This window comes from Mesorhizobium sp. M0293, assembly GCF_040321735.1.
GTDB lineage: Bacteria > Pseudomonadota > Alphaproteobacteria > Rhizobiales > Rhizobiaceae > Mesorhizobium.
In genome coordinates, this window is record NZ_JAMYSA010000081.1 from 1 (window position 1) to 23732 (window position 23732).

At 61.1% G+C, this 23732-nt stretch carries 20 protein-coding genes and 3 pseudogenes; 11 read left to right on the forward strand and 12 right to left on the reverse strand.

What is annotated here, in order from left to right; translation table 11 throughout:
* On the forward strand, positions 1 to 185 hold a 185-nt coding region (locus NKJ06_RS25060), incomplete at its 5' end, for a DUF1403 family protein (RefSeq protein WP_352810966.1).
* 19 nt (positions 186 to 204) lie between these two features.
* Positions 205 to 681: pseudogene (locus NKJ06_RS25065) on the forward strand (DUF1403 family protein); the annotation flags it as partial.
* A gap of 155 nt (positions 682 to 836) precedes the next feature.
* Here the strand turns inward: NKJ06_RS25065 and NKJ06_RS25070 are convergent.
* Positions 837 to 1031: pseudogene (locus tag NKJ06_RS25070) on the reverse strand (hypothetical protein); the annotation flags it as partial.
* On the opposite strand from NKJ06_RS25070, the gene NKJ06_RS25075 reads away from it, so the two are divergent.
* Entirely contained in the window at positions 1005 to 1091 is an 87-nt protein-coding gene (locus NKJ06_RS25075) for a hypothetical protein (RefSeq protein ID WP_352811007.1), read from the forward strand. The pseudogene NKJ06_RS25070 and the gene NKJ06_RS25075 sit on opposite strands and share 27 nt — an antisense overlap.
* Before the next feature lie 18 nt (positions 1092 to 1109).
* Here NKJ06_RS25075 and NKJ06_RS25080 read toward each other — a convergent pair whose 3' ends face one another.
* The 5 genes from NKJ06_RS25080 to NKJ06_RS25100 all read right to left on the reverse strand — a co-directional run bounded on the left by NKJ06_RS25080 (position 1110) and on the right by NKJ06_RS25100 (position 12120).
* Complete coding sequence (locus NKJ06_RS25080; RefSeq protein WP_352810968.1) at positions 1110 to 2849, reverse strand: phospholipase D-like domain-containing protein; 1740 nt, start codon at positions 2847 to 2849, stop codon at positions 1110 to 1112.
* Positions 2846 to 6136 (reverse strand): DEAD/DEAH box helicase, encoded by a 3291-nt coding sequence (locus tag NKJ06_RS25085; protein WP_352811008.1) that lies wholly within the window; start codon positions 6134 to 6136, stop codon positions 2846 to 2848. Before NKJ06_RS25085 ends, NKJ06_RS25080 begins: the two co-directional genes overlap by 4 nt.
* Positions 6137 to 6355: 219 nt before the next feature.
* Positions 6356 to 7276 carry a hypothetical protein gene (locus NKJ06_RS25090; protein ID WP_352810970.1) on the reverse strand — a complete coding sequence of 307 codons (921 nt, stop codon included), beginning with the start codon at positions 7274 to 7276 and terminating at the stop codon, positions 6356 to 6358.
* 421 nt (positions 7277 to 7697) lie between these two features.
* Positions 7698 to 10991, reverse strand: coding sequence for an NERD domain-containing protein (locus NKJ06_RS25095; RefSeq protein ID WP_352810971.1), 3294 nt, complete (start codon positions 10989 to 10991; stop codon positions 7698 to 7700).
* A gap of 73 nt (positions 10992 to 11064) precedes the next feature.
* Positions 11065 to 12120: a hypothetical protein gene (locus NKJ06_RS25100; RefSeq protein WP_352810972.1), complete on the reverse strand. Its 1056-nt coding sequence runs from the start codon at positions 12118 to 12120 to the stop codon at positions 11065 to 11067.
* A gap of 265 nt (positions 12121 to 12385) precedes the next feature.
* On the opposite strand from NKJ06_RS25100, the gene NKJ06_RS25105 reads away from it, so the two are divergent.
* Together NKJ06_RS25105 and NKJ06_RS25110 are read left to right on the forward strand one after the other, a co-directional pair.
* On the forward strand, positions 12386 to 13567 hold the full coding sequence (locus NKJ06_RS25105) for a hypothetical protein (protein ID WP_352810975.1): 1182 nt from the start codon (positions 12386 to 12388) through the stop codon (positions 13565 to 13567).
* 51 nt (positions 13568 to 13618) lie between these two features.
* Positions 13619 to 14263: a hypothetical protein gene (locus NKJ06_RS25110; RefSeq protein WP_352810976.1), complete on the forward strand. Its 645-nt coding sequence runs from the start codon at positions 13619 to 13621 to the stop codon at positions 14261 to 14263.
* A gap of 1 nt (position 14264) precedes the next feature.
* On the opposite strand, the gene NKJ06_RS25115 is transcribed toward NKJ06_RS25110, so the two are convergent.
* On the reverse strand, positions 14265 to 14513 hold the full coding sequence (locus NKJ06_RS25115) for a HipA domain-containing protein (protein WP_352810978.1): 249 nt from the start codon (positions 14511 to 14513) through the stop codon (positions 14265 to 14267).
* Between NKJ06_RS25115 and NKJ06_RS25120 the strand changes: the two genes are divergently transcribed.
* Positions 14497 to 14826, forward strand: coding sequence for a hypothetical protein (locus tag NKJ06_RS25120; RefSeq protein ID WP_352810980.1), 330 nt, complete (start codon positions 14497 to 14499; stop codon positions 14824 to 14826). The two genes, NKJ06_RS25115 and NKJ06_RS25120, sit on opposite strands and share 17 nt — an antisense overlap.
* Before the next feature lies 1 nt (position 14827).
* On the opposite strand, the gene NKJ06_RS25125 is transcribed toward NKJ06_RS25120, so the two are convergent.
* Both NKJ06_RS25125 and NKJ06_RS25130 read right to left on the reverse strand, forming a co-directional pair.
* Entirely contained in the window at positions 14828 to 16105 is a 1278-nt protein-coding gene (locus tag NKJ06_RS25125; RefSeq protein ID WP_352810983.1) for a type II toxin-antitoxin system HipA family toxin, read from the reverse strand.
* Positions 16105 to 16356, reverse strand: a complete 252-nt coding sequence (locus NKJ06_RS25130) for a helix-turn-helix domain-containing protein (RefSeq protein ID WP_352810984.1) — start codon at positions 16354 to 16356, stop codon at positions 16105 to 16107. The genes NKJ06_RS25125 and NKJ06_RS25130 overlap by 1 nt, the downstream gene beginning before the upstream one ends.
* A gap of 166 nt (positions 16357 to 16522) precedes the next feature.
* Here NKJ06_RS25130 and NKJ06_RS25135 point away from each other — a divergent pair, with 166 nt between their 5' ends.
* Both NKJ06_RS25135 and NKJ06_RS25140 read left to right on the forward strand, forming a co-directional pair.
* Entirely contained in the window at positions 16523 to 17251 is a 729-nt protein-coding gene (locus NKJ06_RS25135; RefSeq protein WP_352810985.1) for a DUF2971 domain-containing protein, read from the forward strand.
* A gap of 42 nt (positions 17252 to 17293) precedes the next feature.
* Entirely contained in the window at positions 17294 to 18196 is a 903-nt protein-coding gene (locus tag NKJ06_RS25140) for a hypothetical protein (RefSeq protein WP_352810987.1), read from the forward strand.
* Here NKJ06_RS25140 and NKJ06_RS25145 read toward each other — a convergent pair.
* Complete coding sequence (locus NKJ06_RS25145; RefSeq protein WP_352810989.1) at positions 18172 to 19446, reverse strand: DUF4238 domain-containing protein; 1275 nt, start codon at positions 19444 to 19446, stop codon at positions 18172 to 18174. The two genes, NKJ06_RS25140 and NKJ06_RS25145, sit on opposite strands and share 25 nt — an antisense overlap.
* 312 nt (positions 19447 to 19758) lie before the next feature.
* On the opposite strand from NKJ06_RS25145, the pseudogene NKJ06_RS25150 reads away from it, so the two are divergent.
* A pseudogene (locus NKJ06_RS25150) lies at positions 19759 to 19860 on the forward strand (damage-inducible protein); the annotation flags it as partial.
* Positions 19850 to 20035 carry a peptidoglycan-binding protein gene (locus tag NKJ06_RS25155; protein ID WP_352810990.1) on the forward strand — a complete coding sequence of 62 codons (186 nt, stop codon included), beginning with the start codon at positions 19850 to 19852 and terminating at the stop codon, positions 20033 to 20035. The pseudogene NKJ06_RS25150 and the gene NKJ06_RS25155, both read left to right, overlap by 11 nt.
* On the opposite strand, the gene NKJ06_RS25160 is transcribed toward NKJ06_RS25155, so the two are convergent.
* Both NKJ06_RS25160 and NKJ06_RS25165 read right to left on the reverse strand, forming a co-directional pair.
* Entirely contained in the window at positions 20032 to 21666 is a 1635-nt protein-coding gene (locus tag NKJ06_RS25160) for a PIN domain-containing protein (RefSeq protein ID WP_352810992.1), read from the reverse strand. The two genes, NKJ06_RS25155 and NKJ06_RS25160, sit on opposite strands and share 4 nt — an antisense overlap.
* A gap of 412 nt (positions 21667 to 22078) precedes the next feature.
* On the reverse strand, positions 22079 to 22642 hold the full coding sequence (locus NKJ06_RS25165; protein WP_352810994.1) for a hypothetical protein: 564 nt from the start codon (positions 22640 to 22642) through the stop codon (positions 22079 to 22081).
* 189 nt (positions 22643 to 22831) lie between these two features.
* Here NKJ06_RS25165 and NKJ06_RS25170 point away from each other — a divergent pair, with 189 nt between their 5' ends.
* The gene (locus NKJ06_RS25170) at positions 22832 to 23725 is read left to right on the forward strand and encodes a hypothetical protein (RefSeq protein WP_352810997.1); all 894 of its coding nucleotides are present in this window, start codon (positions 22832 to 22834) and stop codon (positions 23723 to 23725) included.
* The last annotated feature ends 7 nt before the right edge of the window (positions 23726 to 23732 follow it).

The following is a 23732-nucleotide window of genomic DNA, read 5'->3' on the forward strand; positions in this document are numbered from 1 at the left end:
CGCTCGACACGCTCGCCCGCGCGCACGCCAGTTGGGCCGGGGCCTGGCGGCAGCGGCTGGCGCTGCGCTGTGCCGCCGCCGGCATGCGGCTCGCCGGCCGCTCAGAAGACGAGGCCGCCCTGCGTGACGCCTGGTATCTGCGCCCGGCCGGCGCCGATCCCGGTCCCCGCCGGCGCCATCTATAGCGCCTGGCGGCAGCTTTCCGTGCAGCCGCCCATCGGCAGCGCCGATCGGCTGGCCAAAACCCTCGACCAGCTTGGTCTTCACTGGAACGGTCCCGCGCTCGCCAACCTCTGCACGGAGATCGAAAACCTGGCGGGGTTGCTGCGGCCGGCGCCGTTCGCCGCCGCGGCGATCGCCGCCCCCGTCGTCGCCATGCGGCCCGCTGCCGAGCTCTTCGCCTGGTGGCTCGCCGACCTGGTGCTGGCGCAAAACCTGCGCTGGCCGCGGTCGCTGCCGCTGCTGATCGCCCAGGCCTTTGGTCCGGCTTTTCGCCCCGACGCCGGCGGCAAGCGCATTCGGCCGGGCGACAAAGATTTTGAGCGCGCGGTTTGCGTCGCGCTCGTTGCGGCCGCCGCGGACGCCTGCCGGTTGGCCGCCGAGTTGTCGCGGCGCGCGGAGCGGCTCATCGCCGTCGCACCGAAGCTCAGGGCAAAGGGGGCGAGCGAGGTGATCCAAAAACTGCTCGACGACGCCGCCGTTTCGGGCTCGCTAACGACCAAGAACCTGTCCCGCTTTGCGCGCGGCGCCTGTTCGACCGGCTGCAACAATTGGATGGCCGGAAAGACCACCAGGTTGGTGCCGCCTGCGTGGCGCAGCGACGGAAACAGGATGCCCCGAAGTTCGGTCGTGATAGCCAAATCCGCAAGCTTCCACGATGGGGAACGCCCGGGGAACCATCCCGATACATCCGAGAGCTCTCCGAGATCGCCGGTGACAACCTCCGCTTCGAGACTGTCGCCGGCGACCTTCTGCGCCAGTGTCCGGCGTGTCGGGCCGGTCACTTGGTCGAGTGGACCGGAATCGCCAATCGCCGTTTTCTGGGCTGCAGCCAGTTCCCCAACTGCGAGGATACGGCACGCCTGAAATAACGGATCGCCGCGGCCATCTCATTCGAGTTCGCGCTCGAAGTTGTCGAGCAACGACGTCGCCAGGCTTGGCCCCTCCAGATAGAGACCGATTTCATCGAGCGGGTTGTCCTCGAGTCCAGACTGGGACCCCCAGTTCAGACTGCTGACGACGACATGGTCGGTGTCCCAGGCCAGAAACTTCGCATGCAGCTGCGGTTCCGGCACGCCTGTGAGGTCGACTATGCCATGGAGCCGTTCCCGATGCTTTGTCACGTGGCTGCGCTTCACCGGGCCGGTCCGGCGCGAATAGTAGATGCGAACGCCGCTAAGCCGCCGGCCAGCGACCTCGGCGGGATCGAACAGCGCCGGCACCATGTTCGCGCCGACCTTGTTGGTACAACAGACGAAGCGCTGTCGCGCATCGTGGGCCGCAGCGCGCAGCAGGCGCTCGTGGTCGGCGGCATACAGGATCGTCAGCGTCGCTGCAGGCGCTTGCGCCTCTTCAGAGGTGGACAGCATGTTTCGCTGGCGGCGCAGCTCGGATGCCATGAACTGTAGTGTCTCCACGGATCGGCTGGCACTTGAGAGCCTGGAGACAATCTCGCGGAGCAGATCCAGACCTTCTGCGGCCGCGTTGGGCTCTCTGAACTCGGCGGAGACTTCAACGGCCGAGAACGGAGAGTGGAGCCAATTGCACGATCCCATCAGCACCACCGCGCCGTCGTGGCCGTCGTCGGCAACGAGGAACTTGGCATGACTCTCGACAGGATCCCTCCGCACCAGGAGATATCCTCTGGTTTGCCGTGCAGCGGATAGGCGCAGATAGAGTTCCTGCATGGCTGCGGCATGCTTGGCGCGATCGAGCGACGTGCCGTAGAATAGATGGCATCTCACGCCGCGCTTGCACGCATCCTCGAGAGCTCGCACAATGCGTTCCCGACGATCCATGCCCTTTTCATCGGACTGAGAAGCCACGAACGTGGACAGGACGAATACGTTGGACTTGGCGGCACCGACAATCTGCTCGAAGCGGTGCAAGTGCTGCTCGGCCCCGACGACGAGGTCGCTGGCACTGAACCGGGTCTCTATGGATACGGAACGCTCGGGCGGCGGTGTCGTGGTCTTTGGTAAGACGCCGGTCTTGATCGTTGCTTTGAGGGCCTCGACGAGTTGGTCGCTCGCGCCTTGCGGAAAGACGCCAGCTCCGATCTCATCGAGATCGAGCACAAGGAATTTCGCCTCCAGAAACGAGCTGTTGGCCTGCACGCCGCGCAGCCATTCACCAGACCTCAGCATGCCGACCATGAACTCGTTGACGCGTTGCATCATCGAATAGTGGGTCTCTGGTGGCTCCCCTTCCGGAAACCGGATGATTGCGCCTTTGGCGGGAAGCTTGGTGACGGGGATCGTGTCGACGTCCCTCGTCCTGAAGACGGACAGTCCGACCTTCTCGTAGACGACACTGATGCCGATCTCACGATCGACCGAGCGTTCAGGAAGGGCGCGCCCGGTGCGGATGAAGTCATGACCAATACTGCTGGTGACGAGGACGGGGTGCGGCGAGAGCCGGACTTCGACAAGTCCGAACTGCATGAGCCGGGCCACAGTGGAGCCGACCACCTGTCGGGGAATCTTGAGCGCCTCTGACACGTGATTGATCGTGCCCGGGCTTCGGTCGAGCGATAGCAGGATCATTTCCTCAACCGGGCTCCAGCCCCAGGTCCGCTGGACGATGCCGGGTGCGCGATAGTGCCACGCCGGGATGTAGATGTTGTTCATGGAATCGGCCTCCCCTGCTCATCCACGGGGATGATGGAGGCGCCTTTCCCAACCGACGGAAAGTCGGCTTCGGACAAGCGGGTTACTTCGTTGAGCATGGTCCGCAGAAAGCCGAGTTCGTCATTGACCGCGTCGGGGTCGATCCCCTCAACCGCATTGCGGATGAACTGCCGGCTGGTGGCGAGAACGAGCTTGTGCTTGGCGCGGCTGAGCAACACGTTCAGGCGTTGCGGATTCTTGATGAAGCCAAGGGCTCTGGTGCCCACAAGGACGTTGTTGCGCACGAGGCTCGCCACGACGACATCGGCCTCGCCGCCCTGGAAACTGTCGCTGGTGTAGACGAACTTTCCATCACCTCGAGGGCTGATAAAGCCAAACAGGGTGCCCGAGGATGTGTCGATGTGAGGCTTGAGCAGTCGTTCGAGGTGATTGACCTGCGCCAGGTACGGAGACAGCACCACGAGCGTTGGCACCGGCTTGCCCTCGCGGATGATGGGGCGCAGCTTCTTCATAGCGGCTAGAACGGCCGTCGCCTCGACCTCGTTTCGATACGAGCGTTTCGCCGGTTGCTCGAAGGCCCGCCGCTTGACGACGCTCAACGAGGGCAGGTCCAAAATGACGATGGGAGAAGCCGGAAATCCGTCGACGCACTCGACGGCCGGTTGGCGAGCCTTCACCCGATCTGAGGACACCAACGATCGCTTGTAGAAGGTGTTGGAAACGAGCTCGCAGATAACCGGGTGCATACGGCTCTGCTCACGCAGCGTGTTGGCGATCGTGCTCGGGCGCCCGGTGTCCCGAAACCTCATCTCTTCACGCGCGGCAATCGACTTGAAGGGTTCTTCAAGTCGTGACGCTATAGCGAGAACGTCGCTGAGCAGAAACCGATCTGCCTTCAACGCCTCGAGCGCCAACTCCACCTCGCTCGGCAGATCGGAGATCGCGGCGAGCTTCTCCTTGGCATCACGCAGGAGCTCACCGGCCCGGCTCGCGTCGTAGAATTTCTGGCGATCCGCCGCATCGAAGGGCGAGAGCTGATTGTGATCGCCGATGATCACCCGACGGTTTCCCAAGAGCAGAGCACCGATCAATTCGGCACCGTTGGCCCGCGCCGCCTCCTCGATGAAGACCCAGTCAAACTGCTCGCCGTCGGCGATCATCTCCTCAAGAATATGCGACGACGTGGTTGCAAGCGTCACATCCGAGGAGCGCAGCATCAGATTATCGGTGTCGCGGAGAGCGCGGTCGGCGCTCGATTGCTCGGACGTATCGACGGGTTTGAGGGCCTGGATGATCTGGTTGAGCTGGTTCGTCATGATCGCGGCGCTGGCCGGATCCGGCTTCGACACGGAGCGCAGCAGGGACTGCGAGCTCCGCCTCAGCGTGCTCTCTTTCTCGCTGGAGCGCGACCGCTCGACGCGAACGACGATGGTTGAGGACGCGGGCAGAAATTTGCGGAGTTCGTCCTCCATGTGGACGAGCGTCTCGTGGTTCTGGGATGATACGAGGATTCGAGCGTCGGGCGTTTCATGCAGAATGCTCGTCACCAGGTGCGAGATCAAAAAGGTCTTGCCCACCCCAGGCGGCCCGACAACGACATTGATGGATCTGCCTTCGACGATGGACTGCCATGCCTCGACCTTGGATTCTTCCATGTCGACGTCGGCTGGCGGCGAGCCGGGTGCCGCGATGTCGCGCAGCACGTCATCCATTCGAACCTGCGCGGGATCGTCCAAAGCCCTCAGAAGCTCGACGTTGGACCTGGCGGCGACGATGTTCTGCAGCCGTCGTCGGATGGCACGTTCGGTGCCGGTGTCCTTGCGGGGGCGCAGGAAAAGCCGTTGCCCGGCATGGATCGCGAGGTTGGTGCCGAATGCGAACGCTATCTTCCCGTTGATCAGGCCGCTGCCTTCGTAGGTGAGTTCCGGCACGCGCTCCCGGCCCATCGCCAGACGCGCCGTTTGTGAAAGCGTCCAGTTTGCCTTTCCGTCGTCATACTTCAGCTCGCGCCTGAGGGCCTCAGCAGCCGGGCGCAGCCCTATTGTTTCACGCTGCGCATCCCGCCCTGCGTCATCGGCGGGCATCAGCCAGACGACGTTGGTCTCGGCATTGGCTGTTGGAAGCACATGGACCGGATAGAGGCGAAACTGTTCCCTTAGCAGGGTAAAGGCCTCGAGGAGGATGAGAGCAAACCATATTGGAACGTCGCTCGTCCCGTCGGCGTGCCGGATGGGTTCAAGGAGGTCCCGCCAGCGCTTGGCGCCTGGCCCGAGGTTTTGGACCCGCTCTTCCGAGCTCGCTCGATTTCGGGAGAGATGCAATTGATGGACGATGTCGACAGCGCCGTGCATCCATTCGTTTGGGCGACGCTGATGTGCCGCTACGATCATCCCGACAGAGTCGCTCATGACACGAACATGATAGACCGCGAGGTCTGTCATGACGCGAACGGTGTCCTGGTCGGCCGGGACAAGGCGGACGCCGGCCGACAACAGATCGTCGGCAACAAACTGCATGATCGCAGCGCCATCCGCTGCGGGTATTGTGCCCGAAGAGAGGGCCGGCAAATCGCTCTGAACCACGTCCCGGGAAGGATAAAGAACGAGTTCGCCCTCCGAGCTGGAGCCAACCCTGTGGAGCTCGGTGACGACATTTCTCAATTCGTCGAGGACGACCGCACCGTCGAACAGTTGAAACTGCGGGGGACTGGCCAGCCGTTCCAGCATTCGACGCTCGACGGAAAGAAGCGCGGGCGGGTTGTCACCATCGAGGCCGAGCAGCGTGCCGGCGACCGCAGCCAAGTCCATCCAGTCTTGTCGGAAGGAGATGACAGCAGACGCGCGAAGCAGATGCCCGGGCTCTTTGAGATCGCCGTCCGCAATGTGGACGCATGCCTCGACGCCACCGAGCCGATAGTCGGCACTATCGTCTCGCTGCGAGAATATCGAATGCAAGCCGACGCCGCCGTGCACGATGCCGGCGTCGTGACACAGCGCAAGCGCCTCTGCCACGCGGACCATATTCCGCCAGAAGACGCCACGACTTGCGCTCGTAAGGTAGCGCCCTTCCCTCGTCCTCCGGCGCTGTGATGCTCCGGAAATCGGACTTCCGGGGTCTACCATAACGATGGCCAGCTCATACTGGTCTTCTGCAGTTTCGAGAACCTCGACCAGGACGTCTCTCGCGCGACGGGAGGAAAGCACACGCCGGATGCGCCTCAGGCCACGCCCGACAATTACCCGGAGATCGTCGTCGAGCGCAGTGCCCGTCTTCTTGAACAAGCGCAACAGATATGGCTCGCCGTCTGCCACGCCCACAGCAGGGCGCAGGTGAGAGTCCCACCCGCCCGTCAACCGGGCAAACGAGTCTTCTGCGAATGTGAAACGTGCATCTAACGGCGGATTAGTCTTCTTTTTGACTGCAGCCATATAGTCCCAGCCCATCAATACTTACCGCTTAGCAGATTCGAGTGCGCCTTGCCGTGCGAAATGGCAACAAACTGGGGATCACGCCAAAACACGATCGTGGAGGTCGGCGTAGGGTGGCAGCGCCTCCGCATCGCGTCGAGCGGCATAGAGGCGGGCAACACCGTCCTGCAAGGACTCGACGTGGGGCTCGAACAGGTGAGGCATGATGTCGGTCAGCATCGGCAACTCGAAAATGCGATGGCGCTGAAGGTAGCCGACAGCACTGTTGCGAGCGGGACCGGAGGCCCATATGGCGGTTCCAGGACTGCCGAAGTGGTTTTCTTCCGCGATGTCCTTAATCCATAGCCAGGGAGCAAGGCGCTCCGTTCCATCGTTCGATATGCGCCACATCGGTAGGTAGTCACGCGAGAACAGGACTTCCGATTCGTCCGTCAGCTGCCAGACCCCGTAGGGCAACCAGATCCGCGAGGGCACGAAGTCCGGGAGCGGGGAGCGCGGAGTGGCCACCTCGAAGTCGGCCCGCGTACCAAATCCGGTGTCGAAGAGCAGATAGGTGGGACGGCCGGGATAGCGAAGATAGGCCGGGGCGCCTGAGCCATAGGCCTTGTCTCTCACGACGGTTCCGCGTTTGCCGCGGCCCGGTGTCCCGAAAACACGTCGCCTCCAGATCGATGCGCGCAGGACCATGTGCTCATCGATCGACCACGGCGTCGCTCGGAGCAGGCGCGCTCTCGAAACGGCATATTGGACATGGCCGTCCGGAAGGCCAAGGGCATCAGCCAACTCGAGGATCGTGAGAAGCGCGGCCTGGAGACCTGGACCATCTGGAGCAGCGAGACCGTTCGGATGACTCGTAATCGAAAGCTCGTGCCAGTCTCGATAGCCCAGAGCCTGCGCCAGTGCCTCGTGCACCGCTGCCAGTTTAAGCTCGGTCGAAGCTCGAGCGAGATGTTTTGCGGCCTGTTTCGGCCGAATGAGATCGGGAAAATGGATTCGCATGGAACCGCTCCGGCGGTGCTGCAATGGCGCGTCCACTTGGCCCGCGCACCTTGGAGAGAGGTTCATACGGGGTGATCGTTCATTCCTGCCCGCAGGCTTCGCCAATGTGGACGGCATGGCCGGATCAGCCATGCTGCAGCATATGCGATTCGAATCTATCCGCAAGCTACGCCGGTGGCGCGGGCAGCCAATCGCCCAAGCCCTTCGTCGGCAGGATCGGCGCGCTGAGGTCCAGGATTACGCCATGCAACTGGACGAGTCCGTCGATCCGCGTTCTATTGTCTTCGGAGAGGTGGCTAGGAACTCGACCAGATCTAGGCCAGCCCATCTTGGCGAGGGTAAGCGCGCCGCCCCAATCGATGAGGCAGGTACTGCGCTTGCCACGCCTTTGTGGATGCAGCGGTGAATCCGCGAATCTGGGCTATCGGTTGATGGCCGTGGCGGATGTCTCGATTGCACGGATGACCTCTATGGCCTTTTGCGAAAACGGGTGATCTGCAGTTACACGCCGGAGCCTACCGAGATCGTTGCGGTCGCCGTGCTTCGCAATCACGCCAAAGGCGAAATGCAGGTCCCGATCACGAAAGCCGACCCGATGATGCGATGTCGGGGGGACGCCCTCATCAACCAACTTCCGGCTGACCGCGAGCAGGTCGGCCGGAAACACATCGACCAGGTTGAGGGCGGGATAGTTGGGCGGTCGCTCCGCCACGTGACCTGCCGCCAGCGGCTCGTTGATCTCTGCAAGGCAACCGATGACGCGTTGCGGACGGAGTGCGTGCAATTGCTCCCACGCCGCGCGAGCCTGTTCCCGGTCGGCGTCGCGCCCGGACTCGGCAGCATAGACCAGCGTTCTGATGAGTACCATGCACTGTTGCGCATCGTTCTCGGCCTCCACAACCGGGAGCGGCCCAGCGTGTCGTGCGAGGAAGCGAACCGCCAGCACGAACGCAGCCATCTCGTCCTGGCTCATCGGGTTGGTCTGGGACGGAAGTCGCGCCAGGTTCGAGAACAACGGAGCGTCTGATGCCTCTTCGTATTCCGCGATCCTTTGCGCCAAGTATCTCACGCTCATGGAATCGCCGATCCCATCAGCCTGAAAGGCCCGCCGATACAGCAGACGCTGAGTCTCCTCCGGCAACGCGTAGACTTCCTCGGCATAAATCCAATCAAACGGGTGATCGAACATCCGCGTGTAGACGCTGAGAGCCTGCTCGCGGATGTCGTCGCTGTCCGCTTCCCCGATCACCGCCACGACCTCCTCACGAATTGCAGCTCGCTGCCCTTCGCCCTCGTCGTCAAGCGCCCCCAGTATCTTGAGGGCATCGATCACGCTCGAATTCAACGCCCAGTTCCAGGCGTGAATCTCGAGGGAGTTGATCGCCTCGATGAGGCCAGCCCTCGCCGTCTCCTCGGCGTCCCGCACGAACCCGACGATGTGCAGCAGTTCCAGCCGGACATGATAGGGCTCGTATCTCCACCGCGTGCGCAATACCTCGGTCAGCTCAAGCGTGAATCGCGTGACATCCTCTTTGCCAAACAGCTCATGGCGTTGCTTGAGAACGAACAGGAGCTCGCCCGAGGTCAAGCCGACAAGAGACCGCATCGCGATCTTCGGTGGCCGATTGCCGATGATATGCGTGAACCTCGTTGCGTCAGCCTGCGTCGCGGCGAGCGTGAAGTTGTGTCGCGGCCCGAAGCCATAATAGGCCAGTGCGAAAGCTTCACTGCGCAAGGCGACGTTGCCCTCACGAGCCGCCTCGGCAAGCCGTGATCGTTGCTCCAGCAGTTTTGCATCCATCGCCCGGCACAAAACCAGGTATTCCTCGATGCCCGTGCCCTTGGCCGCGCGAACGCCCAAGGCCTGATAGCCGGCTCGACTCGTCGGCGGAGGCTCGATGTGCCCTTCCCATTCGAGGCGCTTGAAAGCCTCACCATTCGTCAGGACCAGCTTGGACTGCGCGATCTCGGCGAGAAGACGAGCGTGGCTGGCCTCGAGAATAGCCCAGGCGGTCGCTGTCGCCACGCTACCAAGTTCACCGTCGGCGGCATCGGCAATGATGTCTGCGTCCGTGATTTCGTCCAGCACCGCACGGCCAGCCGGCTCCGTGCCGAGAGCGGCGATGATGTCGCGGGCCAGTGGACGAAAGAGCGGCGTGCCCAACTGGACGCCAAGTTTCGAGGGATCCGTCTGCGCCAGCCTGACCAGTTCTTGAGCGGCGTACGTGCTCTGAAAGATTTCGTGACTGAAGGACACCCTGCCGCCTCGAGTTTCCAGAACGCCGGCCCGCAGAATTGCCTCGCAATCGTCGAACGTCAGGTGCTGTGCCAGCATGAACTCATCGAAGGCAGTTTCCGATAGGGAATAGGCCATTTCGTCGGTGAGGCACGCCGCGAGCCGCCGAAGGCCCAGCGAACCCGAACGCGCATGTGGGCCCAGTCGCGTGCGGATGAATTGGTCGACGAGTTCAAGGCGCGTAACGTTTGACCGCAGCTCGTTGCCGATTTCACCTACGATGCGCGCCTCAAACCCGCTCCGCACGCCGCGCAGCACGTCCTTTGCCGCCGAGGTCAAGACTCCATGTCCCTGTTCGGCGATGCGTGCCTTCAAGGTCTCTGACGGCTTCCCGACGCTGACGCTGCTCAGGCCAGCCAGACCTTCTGGACGGGACTCCTGGCTCGTCACAACCACCCGCGCCTCATACCGCCTTGCGAGAGCCCTGAGTCCACGCAGCGCTTGTCGCGCATTGTCGGCCGATAGCTCGTTCAAGCCGTCAAAGATCAGGACGACCGGTATCCCCAATTGCGTGGCCCGGCGCAGGAATCGCGGATCGTAGGAATCAACAAGCAGCGAAATCTCGCGCTGAACCGCCTCGGCCCACGAGCCCGAAAACAGCTTCGCCGAAACGAAGAGGCAGATGGCGCCCGTCGCTGTCAGTTGGAGGCCCAGCCACTTTGCCATCAGGCTCTTGCCGCACCCGGATGGTCCCCACAAGAAGCTGCCAGCCTGCTCATTGGTGGATGCGATGAGAGCCTCTGCCTGCTCGTCATCTTCCGGGATCCATAGATCGGCATCGGGCTGGTATTCCGCAGCGAACGCCCGCCGATATCGTTCCGCCCACTCGCTAAACGCCCAGGAACTTTCGGCAGCCAGCGCGACGTCAACGGACGTAGCGGTCAATTTCAAGGATCGCGCAAAGTCCTGCCAAGCCGCGAGTGACCACGGGCTGCCTCCCGTCGCTCCTAACGCAGCCAGGACTTCGTCAGTAGACCCGATCCGAACCTTGAAGTCGCCCGAAGTGACGGTCGACCCCGCAGGGAGCTCGCCGGTCATCGCGACGAACCCATCCGGGTAGAAATCGCCGATGGGCGCCGCCTGAGCCATGGCATCACGCAGACGGTTCTTGGCGTCGAGCGCCTGCTGATAGGGGTTGCGGAACGATGCCCACTCCCCAGACGGCGACAGCCGCTCCCACGCGCCATTGATCTCGCCTCGAACCGGAAGCTTGGTGGCTTTTGCTTCGACGAGGGCGACGGCATTCTCCGTCGCCACGACGAAGTCGATCTGTCGACCTTTGAGCTGAAAATTGCACAGGACGACGGTCGCCGTCGCACCTCGCGCCAGATGGTCAACGAGGGCGCGCAGAAAGACACGTTCCGAGTCGTGTTCCAGCGGTCCCCCGCAGAAGATCGTCAGTTGGCGTGTCTGGTTCATGATGTGGATTCTACAGCTTCACTGCTGAAAAGCACTCCTCGATGTAGGTCATCATGACCGCACCGACCGAATGCTATCGGCTGTCCATGGCCACGTCTTCGAGGTGCTGGTGCCACCCGTGCATGTCCTCGATGGGTTCGGCCATGATCTCTTCCAACTGGTCAATCTCCTTCCTGATCTGGTCAAACATCTCCAGTGCGGTCAGGGCCGTCCGTTTGGCGCCAATCGAGTTGGCTCGTTTTCTCCAGCTCTCGAACGGCAACTGCGGGTATCTGGGCTTCCAGCTAGGCAGCAGGCGCGCATTGAGATCGACTAACACTTTCGTCCCTCGCGCCATTCCGAGCGCGTCCACATCGAGTGGCTTGGGCGGGGGGCCCTTCGCCTTCAGCGCCTTGTCGCCATCGCGGCGAAAACGAACGATTGCGGCGATCGTGTCAGCTTCTAGCTGGATCGTCCGCAGCGTATCGACAGGGTCGTCTATTCCTGAGCGTCCCTTGGCGATTATGCCGAAAGCCGCCTCCGCCTGGTCGACGCGAAACAACAAATGCGCGCTCAACGCTCGCTCGACCGGCATTGGCAGTTGCGGACAAGCCGCGACCAGCCGATCGCGTAGCCCGGTCATATCGACCCTGGCTCTGCGGTACTTCGTCGTTACCAACTCAGGCAAAAGTCGACGTGCCGCATCGCTGACGACTTCAGGTTCCCAGCGCAGATGACGCTGCGCACTCAGGAGCGGCTCGAGCAGCCCAGCAGCCAGGCGGAAATAGAGGTGCGCAAGCTGCCCGATGACCGGATCGTCGCGGAGCCCGACATGATAGAGTTGGTTCCGGTACTCGTGCAGGATTGCCATCGCCCGGACCTGATCGGGCGGGATGTGACCGAGCTCTTTTAGAAATTGGATCTTCCTGTCGAAGGTGCGGCCACGTGCGTCGCTGCGCTGTTCCGGCGTGAGCCTGCAGGAATTCCTGTGCCTATCCTCGAACAATAGGTCAGCGCATTTTTGATGGCACATCAGCTCAAGGCCATTGTCGACGAGGATTAGTGCGATCCGCCCATTGAGGGGGTGATCAATCGCCAGTTCAGCAAGTGCGCGGTCCAGTTGTTCTGCAATGGGAACGATTGATCGCACGAATCTTCTCCTAACGCGCGCAGCAGCCGTGACATTACGGCTCGCCGCACCTTACATTATTTGACCCACCGCATTCGGACAGCTTCCGATAGTCAAAGGAGTTCGCGTCCTGAACAACCCGCTCCCCTTTGAGCTAGTGTCCGCGGTCGACGCTCTGTGGCGCCACGAAGGTCCGGTGGCTGGCAATCTATATGCGTCCCCCGCCTTTGTGAGGCTTCGGGAAACCTGCCAGGCGCTCTATCAATCAGCGGGATCGAAGGACGCCGTGAACGTCGCCCTCAGCCAAGCCCTCTACGGTCTCGGATTTCGCTGGAGCGACGACGAATCCGCCCGCTTTGCTGTCTCCCCGGCTACCGCAGCGGCCCGCCTTGACCAAGCCTTCAGGCAGACGGAAGCGCATCTGGTACATCTCTGTCCGCTTGATCTCGGCGACGATGTCCCCGAACTGCGTTTTGGACCCAATGCCATTCGAAACTTCACAGCAGAGGAGCTGGACGATCTCCTCGACCCCGATGGGTTGTCGCAAAAACGGCCCGGCTGGCGTTTCGACAGCCAGCGCTTCAGCCGGTTTGCCTGGCTCGTCGTCGAAGAAACCGTGGTCCTCCCCGGGAAATCTGGCGGCCGCGTTCTCCCCGGACTGTTCGCCGATCTGCGACAGGATTTCGGGCGGATCGAACCGCACAAAAGGCACTTCCCCGCTCCGGTCGAAGCTGCGCTCTTCGCGCTACTGACCGCCCCCTGGGAGGATGTCACCAGCTATTCCGACTTGGATTGGCGCCCCTTTCGCGTGCCATGGGTCCATACGCTGTCAGACGACCTGTTTGCGCGCCGATCGACGCCGCCCGATGCCGACACATTGTCGTGGGAGCCGGACTTCTACGAAGATGAGGACGGCGCCATGGTGGAGATTGAACGGCCTACGCGGTTGCCCCTGACCGACGCTGCGATACCCCAAACAGCCTATCTGGATGATGCAGCCTGGACTGAACTCCTGGAGGCTCGACGTTCCCCGCTATTTCATCGCCCGATCGACCACTTCGCGATCCGGGCCTTCGCAAGCGATGGGATCGACGAGTTTCTTGCGCATGTCACGGTGATCGAGGCCGCATTGGGACAGCCGATCGACCATGACCCGAGGAAGCGCCCGAAAATTAACGGACAACGGCGCCAGGGCGCGACCGCCCGGGTCGCGTGGCGCCTGGCGGCGCTCCTGGACGATGCCTCTGCCGGCGAGCGATACCTCGCGCTCTTTAAGGAGAGAAGCGACTTCCTCCATGGCCAGGCGATGCAGGACATACCAAGCCAAGTGCGACTGGACGCTCGACGGCTTGCGCGTGGATGCGTGTGTGCCTTAATCGGCGCGGCAACCTCACCGTCGCCTCCAGAAAACCAGGATGCCTTTCTGAACGAGCTACTGCAGCGCGGTTCGTCGCAGGCTTCGGGCTAGAACGGCGCAGGTGACGGCTTCGAGACGCGCATATTCGATTGGAGGTTCGGTGTGTCAGAAGATGTCGATTTGGCCAATGTTGGCGCAGCGTCCGAAAGGTTCTTTCGGCTCTACCAGACGCATTGCGTCTCACCGAGCCGCGACACACTGTTTTCGCTCCTGGAGGCGGCACACAGTCTCAATGACCGACTGAAGGTTGGAGCTGCTGCCGATTTCTTCGACGTCCAGGAATTTGCGGCGCTCAAGTGCCTCCGCAACTACTTCCACCATCAACAGGAACTGCGGCACGTCGTCAGACTCATTCCGATCGGCGGCTATCCGATAACGACAGATCTGATGACGTTGTGCCTCGTCCCACGCGACAACGTCGTCGCGGCGATAGAGACGACAAAGCGGTATCAGGAGGAGACTCGGCAGGCCTGCCAACAGATATTCCATTGGTATGGTCCGGTCGTGAACATCAACCCCGCTCTGTTCAACTTTGTCGTCGCTGCCTATGAGCGCCTGAGGGATCGAGGCGTCCCCCTGGCGGGGGAAGCCGTTGAGGATTTCGAGGCCAGCTATGACTATGAAGAAGAGAACAACCTTCCACATTTTGTCGACGGAAGGCTAGCTACATCGGCCGGCAGCATCGACGCGCTCCTGACGGACATTATGAAATCCACGCCGAGCAGCGGCGCTGCTGGAAATCTTTGAGCTATGCGCTCCAGGCGCGGACTGCGGTGCAGCGCTGAACGATGTCCTCGACTGCAGGCGCCAGCAGCTTGCTGTCGGCCTCGGTCCCTTTCACTTCCGCGAGCAATTTCTCGGCTGCCGGGGTCAGGCGCTCGGCCATATCGAGCAATTGCCGAAGTACGTAGCGGGGGCGGAAGTCGGTATCCTTGGCGAAGGCTTCCCAGTTTTCCGGCGTCAGCGTGAGCGGATCACGATTGCCACCGACGAACATCGCCAGCCAGCGGTATCAGGAGGAGACTCGGCAGGCCTGCCAACAGATATTCCATTGGTATGGTCCGGTCGTGAACATCAACCCCGCTCTGTTCAACTTTGTCGTCGCTGCCTATGAGCGCCTGAGGGATCGAGGCGTCCCCCTGGCGGGGGAAGCCGTTGAGGATTTCGAGGCCAGCTATGACTATGAAGAAGAGAACAACCTTCCACATTTTGTCGACGGAAGGCTAGCTACATCGGCCGGCAGCATCGACGCGCTCCTGACGGACATTATGAAATCCACGCCGAGCAGCGGCGCTGCTGGAAATCTTTGAGCTATGCGCTCCAGGCGCGGACTGCGGTGCAGCGCTGAACGATGTCCTCGACTGCAGGCGCCAGCAGCTTGCTGTCGGCCTCGGTCCCTTTCACTTCCGCGAGCAATTTCTCGGCTGCCGGGGTCAGGCGCTCGGCCATATCGAGCAATTGCCGAAGTACGTAGCGGGGGCGGAAGTCGGTATCCTTGGCGAAGGCTTCCCAGTTTTCCGGCGTCAGCGTGAGCGGATCACGATTGCCACCGACGAACATCGCCAGCCGCGGACGCTGCTCCTTGTAGAAGGACCGGAAAGCAGCGGCGTTGTTGACATCATAGAGCTGACTGAGCTCGATGCGATCGAGCCGATAGACCAGTGAGTAGTTCTTGGCGTGGGCGTCCGGGTTGCCAACCAGGAACTGGAAGATCGCGCGATCAAGAAGTTGCGTGCGAGCCATGACGACGTCGCTGACCTTCTTCATCAGCTCGAAGCATTCCTGCCAGCCCGGCCCGCCATCCTTTTCGTACTTCTGCCGCGGAAAGCGCCCGAGCGCCTGGCAGAAATCCTCCTGATGCAAGCGACGGAAAACCTCTTGCCCGTTCACGCCGACACGGTCGTATCGCCGGATAACCATGTAGGGCGTGTCCTTGACCACTCGGATGGTCGAGAACGGCACCGGGATGCCGACGGCCGCCGCCAGGCGCAGGCAGAAATGCTCGACGCGGATCGAGTCCGGCAGACCATCGATGTCGACCTTTAGAATGTGAGTGCTAGGGGTGCGCCCTCTCGGCAGCGCGATCCTGCGATCGACGACGCCGACCCCAGCCTTGTGATGGACCCCGGCAAGGGACAGCCGCAGCTCTCCGTCGGCGTCGATGAACAGCGGCCGCCGCGGCAAGGCCACGATGTATTTGGCAAGCCGATCATCGTCCAACACGTCCCATTTCGTCTCGACATTCTCGTCGGCGATCACCTCATCGTCGAGCGGCATGACGGTGACCGCGCCCGGGCAATCACGGCCGAGCTGGTAGAGCAGCGCGTAATCATCGGTGGCATCGACCTGCAGATAGCGCGCCAGAGCCTCGCGCGTCTGCTGGGAATCCGGCAGCAGCCCATCGAAGAACGGGCCGGCGCGGTCATGGTCGTAGGGATCTGGCGAGAGAGGGAGCCCTAAAGAAAGCGGATGATGCGGCAATTGCGTGCGCTCGAGCCAGCCCGGCTCGTAGCGAAAGGACAAGTCGCCATCTCTGGCAACATCGAGGACACCAACAGGAAGACCGTAGAGTCGGATGGATGCGGGCATCAGAATTCCGATCCAGCGTCTGATGGATCACTCGCCGAGACTGTCGCCGGCGAGAACGCGATGGTCACGCCCAGCAACACCAGCACCTTGAGCACAATCGACATCGGCGGATCGACGCGGCCACGCTCGAAGTCACTAACCCATTTCTGCGAGGTCGCCGTCAGATCAGCGAGCTGGCTTTGGGTAAGCCCACGCCGCTTGCGCTCCTCTCGCAGAAAGTGGCGAACGTCGTCGACACCCCGAATGTGCATGTTTGACATCCTATGACCGATCAGTGATAACACAGTGAATAGCAAACAAATATCACCGACTGGTGAAATTTCAAGGCGGACGTTCGGAAAAATAACTGTTCGGTGGTAAACTGCCACCTCAACCCGGCTTCTGAACGTCGGGTGTCGCTGAGCATTGGGGGTTGTTGTGCGGACGGTTGGCGACATTGCTGTCGAGGGCAACGAGACGCTCTGGAAATACTTTCGTCTCGAGCGCTTCCTTTCAACGCTCGCGGAGAGCCGGCTCTATTTCGCATCGGCGAACCAGTTCATCGATCCGTTCGAAGGCGCCGTCGCCGTCCAGTTGAACGTGCCGCCGCCCGATCCGCGCTACGCCGAAATGGAGAGCGTGGAGCGCGCCTTCTTCCAACTCAAACGGTTGACCAAGATAAGCTGCTGGCACCGTGCCGCCTATGAGAGCGATGCAATGTGGAAGCTCTACGCCGGAGAGCACAAGGGCATCGCCATCTGCACGACGCCCGATCGCATGCGCGCCGCATTCAAACCATTCCGGCTCAAACCGGAATATGGCGTCGAGGATCTGTGGGGTGCTCCGGTCCAATATGTCGACCTGACCCAGGTTCGGATGCGCGGCGTCGCCATGCTCGACCGGTTCTTCTTCAAGCACAGGGCCTTTGAATGGGAGCGGGAATATCGGCTCGCAATCTCCGTTAGGATGGCCGAGGAATTTGGCGTCCGGGTTCCTGAACACGGCATCCTCGTCGACGTCGATCTTCCCACTCTGATTGAACGCATCGTGCTCGGCTCAACCACAACCGAAGCCGAGCGCGCCACCGTCGCTCAACATGTGGCAGCCGCCGGGCTAAGCGATCGCCTTGAGCTTTCCACCCTTCTCGGCCAACCCCGCTATATCTGAGGCCCAGCAAGCAGGCACCAGAGCAAGGCGAGGCCCATCAGAATGATATCGTACTCGGACACCGCACTCACGATCTCGGAACCGTTGCAGACCAACGCAATCGTCTGGATCCGCTCGCTACCGGAACGTGAGATGGGCCCCACCCGGCGCATCCTCGAAGATCTTGAGGGCCTCGCCTCCGCCGGCGGTTTCCCCGTCTTCGCGTATGCTGTTCGAGATCGCGCCGAATTGAGCGATCTCTTCAGGCAGTTGACGACGGAGGCCGAGCAGGGATTGAGGCCGGTGCTCCATGTCGATGCTCACGGAACAGTCGCCGAGGGGCTCCTGCTTGCGCCCAGCGGAGAACGTGTCAGCTGGGGCGAGATCATTGAAGGTCTCCGGACCCTCAATGTTGCGACGGCCAACAATCTCACCTGCATCTTTGCTCTGTGCTACGGCCTGCATCTCTACCAGCAGGTGAGCCTGAGGCGGCCCGTGCCGTCCTATCTTTTCTGCGCGCCGCCCGCGGAAATCAGCGTCGGATTCCTCGAGGCGCAAACACTGGCTTTCTATCGGGAGATGAACCGCACCTCGAATGTGACGGCCGCATTCGAGGCAACGCTGGGCGGGGTTATGGAGTCGTTTCACTGCCAGGGTTTGTTCCTGCAGTCGCTGTTGCGGTACATCCGAACTTACTGCATTGGGCGCATGCGACAGGATCGCCTGGAGCGCATGGTCACGGCCGTCCTGCAACGCGAGGGCATCGTAAACCCGTCCAGCGCGCAACTGAAACAGGTCCGGCGCAAGGTACGCGAATCGTTGCAACCAGGTCAGAAGCTGATCAATGTGTTCGCGCCGTCGTTCCTGATCGGTCGCGCTCCGGCCTTCAGCTACGCCGATCTCGACCGGATTCTGAAGCGCCCTGTCGCCACCGGGCGATCTCAACGGCGCTCGGCGTCGAGCTGAACGCTGAGCGATCTCAGGCTCGGATCGCGATGGACAACGCGAAACCAGCCGGACGACGGTTCGCCAAGGCGCTCCACCATCACTTGGCCCATTCCACGCCTCACCTGCCGATCGACATAGAGTTCGACCCGCAACATCCCCGTGTCGGCAGCGACCTGAGCAAGCAGATCGACCTGCCTGGTTCGTGCCGTCAGGCCTTCACCGCTCTCGTCGATCTCTTCAATCGCCAGCGTGCAATGATCGAGGGGACCGAAGATGACGAGGTGCGTTCCCACGGGCATGCCCGGTCGCGGCGCAGGCGCATGCCCCATCTTTCCCAGTTCGGTATGCGCCTCGACGCTCCGCAGGTCCTCGTCCTGCTGCAGAATCTCGCGTGCGAAGTCGAACGCGTCGGTATCGGCATAAAGGTAGCCGGCGCTTTGCGAGACCTGGAGACCATTCAGGGAGCGCACCATGTCGCCATCGACGGCGATTGGCGCACCGGATCGCAAGCCATCGCGATAGCGGATCATTCCTGCCTTGCGTTCGGGCTCGATATCTGCGCTCGCCGCCAGTTCGTAACGTTGCACGATCGTCGGGCAATGCAGGGCAAGCGTCAGGCCAGGTGAAACCGGCAGCATCACCACTACGCCCGGCGAAGTGAGCCCGACATCTCCATAGGGGAAGGCGTTGATGCGGCTGACCGGATGGTCCGAGATGATGAAGCGATGCTCGCCGTCGCTCGCATAGAGGGCGGGATGAAGACGAAGCAGCGCGACGGTGTGACCTTCCCGTTCAAGGAACGCCTTGACGGCACCAAGCCTCACTGCCGCGTCAGAGGGCATGGCCATATGCGGATCGGCATCCGGGTCATAGCCGACCTGGCGCGTCATCTCCCGCAATTGGCCCGCCAAATGCTTCGGTCCCGTTCGGCTTAAATGAGTCCGTAGCATCTGGGTCGCGAAGAAATCGGCCAGTGCAATACGATCGTCCGCCGTCATCCACGCCAGCGAGCGTCGCGAGAGGATTTCGGCCACGAGGCGGGCGGAGCGGGCATCGACCTCCTGAAAGAGGTCCTCGAAGTTCCATCTCGTGTCCCCCAGGATCACCGTATTGAAGTCGTTCTCGGAGCCAGCGTTGGCAATCGACGTCAGAAAGGACCTGTCGGACCGCTTGGCGAAAACGTAGATGGAGCGCCGTTCTGGATCGGCGGCAAAGTGCCGAAGTTGGGCCTGAGGAACGAAGTGATGCTTTTTCGATGGTCGACTCATCGTTTCCTGCCGTGATGCGGCCCGTCAGCACAGTTGATGGTGCGGAAGCAGTCCGAAGCGCATCATAGCAGCAAACTTCGTTTGCATCCGATGACCGGCATGGCTCGCCGCGTCGCGATTGACGGGCAGCCACATTCCCATCGAATAGAACAAATAAGGAACATATCAGCCCGAAATCCATTGGGAAGACTGTTTGAGAGTGATTTATCCATGGGTCAGCCGGCCGCCAGCCCTGCCATCGCTGCGCTTCGCGAGCGAATCGCACGCCTCGAAGGCGGGCCGGCGCGCCATCGCGCGGTGCTTCCGTTCGGCGTTCCCGGTATCGACTTGCCGGTCCCCGGCATCGGCCGTGCTCGCTGGCAGCTCGAACTCATCCGGGTGAGAGCGGGAGAAAGCGCCGATTTTGAAGTGGAACCAAGAGGTCCAATTCGCCTTGCTTGCGTTCGGCTACTACAGCGGCGAGATAGACGGCGAAATGAATCCCGACCTGAGGGCCGGACTGCAGAATTTGCAGGCGGACTACTCTCTGAAGGTAACCGGGACGATCACGCCCCAGACGCTAACTGCGCTCAGGATCGAAGCACGCTAGTTGCAGATCTCGACCATGGCGCTCGCCACATCCGATACGCTAAACGAATCCAAAGTCCGACTGACAATCAGCCTTGCTTGTTCGGGCTTTGCCAGGTTCTCGGCATGCACCGTGCATTCGACAATGCCGCGGGCTTCTCCTGTCTTTGTGAACAACACCTCAAATTCGAAAACCTGTTCGCTAGCCTGGTGACGCCAAAGGTCGCACCTCAAGGCACCCTTCTTCACGATGCCGGTCGTCGGCCAGTCCTCATAGTAGAAGGATTCCGGGTCATGCAGATCTGGAATGTAGGTTCGTAAGGGCCGATACGAAACTGTCTCGGGTGATGCCTGACCGAAAAACGCGTCGGGACTGAAGGTGCGAAACACATCATGCTGCAGCAGACGGGCTGCTGCACTCACCGCGGAAGTATCCAAGCGCCCAAGCATTTTGGACATCTCTGCGATATGTCGGGGGTTGTCGCCTAGTGCTCCAGAAGCCATCAGTTTCGAGATATCGAGTCCCTGCGTCACCTTCGGTCTCGGTTCGGCAGGTGGCGATATACGCGTAACCTGCTTTTGAAATGACGGAGGTTTGGGTGGTGGCGGAAACTGTGTGGTGGGGGGTGTCGGCGGCAATCGCAAAGGCGCACCAGTCGCGGAATCCTCGTCGTCGTCTGTCCGGATACGCCGGAGTGCCAGCGAACCTTTCGCCTCGAACTCGAGGCGAACCTGCGATGCAGGGCGGGTGCCTTTGTTCGATATCGGCCAGCGCACCATAACGGGCGGCTCGATCTCGTCGCGGCCGTGATGGAGCTGCGACAGGATCGCGTGGCACCGTTCAATCCATTGCGGGTAAAGCACGTCGCGATATTTGCTGATATCGTCTTCGGCAGGGGAAGAGTACTCGATCTTCGTCACCTCGCCCGAAGCATCGGTCGTGCTCGACGGAGAGGGCGGCGTGAAGTCTGTTACGAGCGCATGCTTAAGTTTGAGTGCCGCGAGAAATCCCCCAATTTCCATTTGCGTGAGCGGGGTCGCGACCTTTCTAGTCGCGGCTATCGTGTTCGAACCGTCCGCGCTTTCGCAGGTGCCGATCGAAATCCTCGGCTCCTGCGCCCGATAGGCTTCTATTTCCCTTTTGAGCTCTTTGATCCTTTTGGCATCGTCCGTTGCCAGCGGAGGGCGTCGCCAGCTTTCGTCGATCATAAGGTACGGGATAGCTAGGCCATCAGCGGTCATGGCTGGTCCGGCATCCTCGGTGAACAATATTACGCGGTGTTCTGGGGACCGCGCGTTCAGCGTGGACACGATGCCGATGAGTCTCTCGTCGGTTTTCGTGTAATCGAGATGTTCCTCCAGCGCGGGATTCGGTTTCACGCTGGGCATGCGGCGCAACACGACCTTTGGCGAGGATGTCCGGATTTCGGATTCCAGCACCGAAAACTTCAGCATTTGGCGGACGCGCCGAAATATTTCGAGCGCGCGATCGCGCGTGCGGCTATTGGCATTCTTGTGCTTGTCGATCTCATCCAGGACGGGCTTCGCCAAGAGGATGACAATCGGATCGTAGCCGAGCTCTTGCCACGGCAGCTGGTCGAGTGGCTTGCACTCGAAGAAAAGGTTGGTGTCCGCAACCAGATGGATTTCCATTCCGCCCCCTCGTCTGCCGGCTCGGATATTTGCTCTCCTTCAGGCAAATTCAAGCACTTTTGCCAATGGCCAACCAAAGCTTAGTATGTTGCCGTACGAAGACCGGACGCGTCCTTCGCTTCCGTCACTCACGCCTGGCGCATGGGTTGCGTGTCAATTTGAAAGTTTGACCGGCTGCTATCCTCCCCGTTCCAGCCAATCATGACGCCGAAACCACATAAGCCGCCACTGGATGTTCGCTTTTTGTGCCTCAAAAGTCGCATAAATGGCAAACTGAAACCGGGTGCGAATCTAATCTTCGGCTGAGGGATCAGCGGCTGGAGAATGAGATTGTGGGTGGAAATGCCAAAGAAAATGGGAAGTATTTTCTCGCAATTGGGAAGAAGCCCCAAAGCACAGGCTGTGTCCCGGGTTAGGACTCGGGACCGGCGCCGCCTGCGGCATTGCAGAGGTCGGACGTAATCCGCGCGTCCACCGCCCAGTCGGCCAGGCAGACGTAGCTGGCTCGTGCCGCTCCCGTCATCGGGATGGAGCGCTTGTTGCCAAGCTCCTTCAAGAGACCAAAATACGCCGCGTACGTCCCTTGCATCGGGCGCAGCGGAACCGTGAGCCAGGCTGGGATGGCAGCGAAGCGCTCGGCGAGTAGATGAACCTGGCGGAGCGCCAGGGCAGTTATCTCGTCGACGGTCGCGCCCTTCTCCTTCATTCGCCTGTTGAGGGCATCGGGCACGAGCACGCAGTTGAAGGACTCGTTCAGCCCGCCCACGTCGCGTTCCTCGTTTCGGGCTTTCACGCCGATGAAATAGCGGATGCCGTACTTCTCGGCGATGAGGTCCGCGAACGGCTGGTTGTGCACGTCGTCGTTCAGATTGCGAACGGCCTGAAATCCGTTCCGGACGAGAGCCTCCGCAGCTAGGACTTCACCTAGGATGCCAAGTTTCGATGTGCGGCGAACCCGTGCAATGATATCTTCCATTCCGTACCCTCGAGAGGCCGCTACATTAGCTTTCCTGAAACGAGGAAGTCGTACTCTGCTCTTTGCCCCAGCGGAAGGAGGCTTCCTTGGAAAACCATGTCGATCGGCGGGTCATTCTTTGTCCTGAGGCCGAGTACAAGAACCTCTACGAGTGGTCAGTCCAAGAGGTCGGCGCAAATGGCAATAAAATTGACCGCGATCAAATACCTATGGACACTCTATTTCAAGGCAACCGAACTGACTCTGCATGACACGTTGACCGTCGGGTCTCTCATGTCAGGTGCGCCCCACGACGAGATCAACACTGTGATCGCGAAGCAGAGCATATCCGCGAAACTGCACCCTTTCGGCGCGGCGCGGCCTCCCTCCTACTCGATGTTCGGAACCGACCGGACAATTACAGACATCAGTCTTTCGATAATTCCATCCGCCCTCAACGACGAGCAGGAACAATGCGTGGCTTGGGGTGTCGTAAGCTACACCTCGGAGATTGATTTCCGCGAAGAAACCACGCCCGACTGCATTGGCTTCTACCTGTTCGTGCGCCCTGACAGATTTGCACGGTATGCGGAGATGGTCGCCAGCTCTGCCTTGGAGGAGGTGTTATTCTTTGTGGGTCGGGTGCCCGGCTTCTATTCCGATTGGTCGCCATCGACCTCAACAAACCGGATCAAGATACTGGCCGACAAAAACGCCCAGAAGATCGAGATTCCACCCGATTGCGAGATCGATCCTCCGCGCCTCGGTCGAGCGCAATACGCACAGCTCAACATTCGCCATGCGGCCGATCTTTCGAAGGCGACACCGAAAACGCCGGAGGGGACGGCAGGCGAAATACACGGCAAGGGCAACGCCGAAGGGCAGGCCGACGGTGGCCACGCCGCGGCTGCGGAAGACACGGAGGAGTGGACTGATAGGGATGCAAGTCCGAAAGACTTGGCTGACCCGATTGTTCAGGCTCAACCCGATCACCGACCGTCAGCCGCGGACCCTCAAACGGTCGGCCTCCTGTCCTCCATACGGATTGCAGCGTGGGTCATTGCCGGCCTCTTGCTATTGTTACTGATCAACTTGCGGCTATAGCTCTTAG

Bases quoted from the DNA above. Each gene is read 5' to 3' on its own strand.
- NKJ06_RS25080 (WP_352810968.1), bottom strand. From the start codon at position 2,849: ATGAACAACATCTACATCCCGGCGTGGCACTATCGCGCACCCGGCATC.
- NKJ06_RS25090 (WP_352810970.1), bottom strand. From the start codon at position 7,276: ATGCGAATCCATTTTCCCGATCTCATTCGGCCGAAACAGGCCGCAAAA.
- NKJ06_RS25095 (WP_352810971.1), bottom strand. From the start codon at position 10,991: ATGAACCAGACACGCCAACTGACGATCTTCTGCGGGGGACCGCTGGAA.
- NKJ06_RS25115 (WP_352810978.1), bottom strand. From the start codon at position 14,513: ATGTTCGTCGGTGGCAATCGTGATCCGCTCACGCTGACGCCGGAAAAC.
- NKJ06_RS25125 (WP_352810983.1), bottom strand. From the start codon at position 16,105: ATGCCCGCATCCATCCGACTCTACGGTCTTCCTGTTGGTGTCCTCGAT.
- NKJ06_RS25130 (WP_352810984.1), bottom strand. From the start codon at position 16,356: ATGCACATTCGGGGTGTCGACGACGTTCGCCACTTTCTGCGAGAGGAG.
- NKJ06_RS25140 (WP_352810987.1), top strand. From the start codon at position 17,294: ATGATATCGTACTCGGACACCGCACTCACGATCTCGGAACCGTTGCAG.
- NKJ06_RS25145 (WP_352810989.1), bottom strand. From the start codon at position 19,446: ATGAGTCGACCATCGAAAAAGCATCACTTCGTTCCTCAGGCCCAACTT.
- NKJ06_RS25160 (WP_352810992.1), bottom strand. From the start codon at position 21,666: ATGGAAATCCATCTGGTTGCGGACACCAACCTTTTCTTCGAGTGCAAG.
- NKJ06_RS25165 (WP_352810994.1), bottom strand. From the start codon at position 22,642: ATGGAAGATATCATTGCACGGGTTCGCCGCACATCGAAACTTGGCATC.